Genomic DNA, 2,852 nt, shown 5'->3' with positions numbered 1-2,852 from the left:
CGTCTTTCCATTCTGACGGCAAAGGCAGGGTACTCACCCGTTTGACCGCCGGGCCCTCGCTTCTTTCGCAAGCATTGGGATGCTGGGGCGATGGCCGATCGCACCGGTACCGCGGTCTGCCGCCTCGCCCGGAAGCTCTCACCGTCGCCGCGGGCGGTGTTCCTTCATCGCAGCGTTCATGTGATGCCGACAGGGTTTTGCGAGGGGTCTGACCGGCCCGTCGGACTGGGCACTAAATACCTAGAAGGTCAGATATCGACCGATCCCGGTCCGTGCCTCAACCGCGGGGCATATCTCGACGGACGCCGCGCCTCGTCCGAACGAGCGGAATGCGCAGGAAGCGACCAGCGCAGGCTGGGTGCCACCGCGCAAGTTGAAGGTCAAGGTCGGCCCATGGACGAAGCCGCTCCGTGGCAATGGCGCCTTGGCTGGTGTTCGGCGTTGATCTGATCGTAGCGCCTTTGGCTGCGGGGCTTTCTGTCTGACGCTTGGGGTCTTCCCCTCATCAGACAGGAGGTTTCCATGAAGGAGGAGAGAACCACCCCGCTGCGTCAGCGGATGATCGAAGACATGCGGATCCGTGGGATGGGCGACAAGGCGCAGAAGTCCCACATCCGGGCGATCAAGGATTTCGCGGCCTTCCTCGGTCGATCACCCGATACCGCGACGCCTGAGGATCTGCGGGCCTATCAACTGCACGTGCCCTTGCTGCGGCGGCCCCATGCGCGCGATCGAGATATTCCGGCGCGGCCAGAAACCCCGGTCACGCGCCCCACCGAGGGACCAGGCAGCATGATGACACGCCCCATCCCCCAGACGATCGTCATGCCAGCCCCAGCCACGGGGGGATCGGCCGATCCCGCATGTCCTGTACCCTCACCGCGCTCCAGCTCGCCGGCAAAGAGGTCGCCCACGGCGCCGGTTTCCTCGCCACCTATGCCCAGAAACGGCCCGTCCCGACGCGCACTACGGACACGACCCCAAGCCGAGACTGAACCCGACAACCACCCGGTGCGCCCTTTCCCCATAGACACCACCAGCCCCCCGCGGCTTCCTCCTTGGGAGGTTTTCCAACGCGATCCGAGGTCACGCCCAGACGAAGCCACACGCCACGGCCGCATCGGAAAACCTTCACCAGACCGGACCCTCGTCGACCAGATGGACATAGCGGCGCGGCTTCACCGAACCAATCCTTCGTTGCGCAAGCGAGTTCAGAACCTGACGGAGGCCCGCCGGGCCCAGCCCCTGACGATAAGCGTTGAGGGCTTGCGCACCACGGCCAATGATGTATATACTTTCATATATCCAAGGAGTCGCGTCGTGATCGAAACCAGGATCCGGAGAGTTGGCAACTCTGCCGTCATGACCCTCACCACCGAAATGCTCACCATCCTCGACGCGAAGGAGGGTGACACGCTCTTCGTCATGCGCGGAGACGACGGCAGCCTGAAGATCACGCCGCACGATCCCGGGGTCGCCGCCGCCTTGGCCGCCGCGGAGATCGTGATGGACGAAAACCGCGACCTGCTTCAGGCCCTTGCGTGAGCGAGCCGGTCTGGGTTCCGCTCGCCGCGGTCGTTGCGATCCACGACAGACAGATAGCCCGGCATGGCGGCGCGTCCGGCATGCGCGACCGGGCGCTCCTGGAGATGGGCTGCGCTCGGGCGATGAACCTCGCGGCCTACACCGACTCCGGGCTTGCGGAGATTGCCGCGGCTTATGCCTTCGGAATCTCCAGGGCTCACGCCTTCGTGGATGGCAACAAGCGCACGGCCTTCGTGACGGCGCTCACATTCCTGCGCCTGAACGGCCACTCTTTCCGCCCCGACACGATCGAGGGCGTCAGGATGATGGAGACCCTGGCGGCAGGAGAGATCAGCGAGGCGGACTTCGCCACGTGGCTGGCGACCGGCATGAACGCGATCTGACTCACCGAAGATCTCTTCGAGGGCCGCGGGCACCAACAAGCACGTCGCGGATAGCGCTCCAGTCGGCTCTTCAACAATTTTCGCGAGGGGCCGGCCCACGGGGGGCTCGGGTGCCATTCAACCTCAGCCCTGATCGGCCGAGCCTGTGTGGAAACTCTCTGCGCGATGGCTTTGAGATCGCCGGGCGTCCTGCGAGCATCGGTTTTCCTCTGAAAGCCGCGGAAGGGGTTCGTTTGGGGGCGGTTTCGCAGGGCGGGGCCTGGCGCTTGTTCTCTTGGCGCGGGTAGTTCCCGATCAGCCCGGGATCGCCTCCATCAGCCTGCGGATGCCGACCAGGGCGACCATCCTCTTGATGTTGTAGGCGAGGACGTGGAGTGCCATCTCGGTGCGGACGTTCGGCAGTCTTCGCATCTGGAAATGGGTCGCGCCCATCCAGGCCTTGATCGTGCCGAACGGGTGCTCGACCGTGCAACGCCGCAGCGTCATCGGATCCGGGTCGCGGCCGAGGCGCTCACGCATGGCGTCGATCAGGTTTTCGTGCTCCCACCGGGTGATGCGGCGTTCCTTGCCGCTCGTGCAACGCGGCTGGAGCGGGCAATGCTGGTAGTCGTTGATCCAGTATCGCCGCACCTGCTGGCCGTCTTCCTCTCGCGTATAGCGGTAGGTCAGTTCGTTGCCGGCCGGACAACGATAGATGTCGCGGTCGGGCTCGTAATGGAAGTCGGCCTTCACGAACATGCCCTTGCCGCGGTTGCCGGAGGTCTCGGGGCGCGGCACGGTCGTGGCGATGCCGGCGGCGTGGCAGGCGAAAATCTCAGCGCCGCTGAAGTAGTCCGGCCTGAACAACGGCGAAGTGGTTGATCTTCATCCTGAAACCGGAGGTTTTTGTCGCCATGGCCTGCAGGATTTCATAGGATTCCGGCC

Annotated in this window: 2 protein-coding genes and 2 pseudogenes; 3 read left to right on the top strand and 1 reads right to left on the bottom strand. The window is 64.6% G+C overall.

The genetic code is table 11. The annotated features are described in order from the left end of the window. Positions 1-522 precede the first annotated feature (522 nt). The 3 genes and pseudogenes from EV655_RS18395 to EV655_RS18385 form a co-directional block, all read left to right on the top strand. Positions 523-702, top strand: a pseudogene (locus EV655_RS18395) (phage integrase N-terminal SAM-like domain-containing protein); the annotation flags it as partial. 618 nt (positions 703-1,320) lie between these two features. Next, a complete protein-coding gene (locus EV655_RS18390) occupies positions 1,321-1,545 on the top strand; it encodes an AbrB/MazE/SpoVT family DNA-binding domain-containing protein (protein WP_132546802.1) in 225 nt (74 codons plus the stop codon). After that, complete coding sequence (locus EV655_RS18385) at positions 1,542-1,928, top strand: type II toxin-antitoxin system death-on-curing family toxin (protein ID WP_132546801.1); 387 nt, start codon at positions 1,542-1,544, stop codon at positions 1,926-1,928. Before EV655_RS18390 ends, EV655_RS18385 begins: the two co-directional genes overlap by 4 nt. Before the next feature lie 294 nt (positions 1,929-2,222). Here the strand turns inward: EV655_RS18385 and EV655_RS18380 are convergent. After that, positions 2,223-2,759: pseudogene (locus EV655_RS18380) on the bottom strand (transposase); the annotation flags it as partial. Between the last annotated feature and the right edge of the window lie 93 nt (positions 2,760-2,852).

The organism is Rhodovulum euryhalinum (assembly GCF_004342445.1).
Lineage (GTDB): Bacteria > Pseudomonadota > Alphaproteobacteria > Rhodobacterales > Rhodobacteraceae > Rhodovulum > Rhodovulum euryhalinum.
This window is presented reverse-complemented; position numbering and strand designations above follow the sequence as displayed.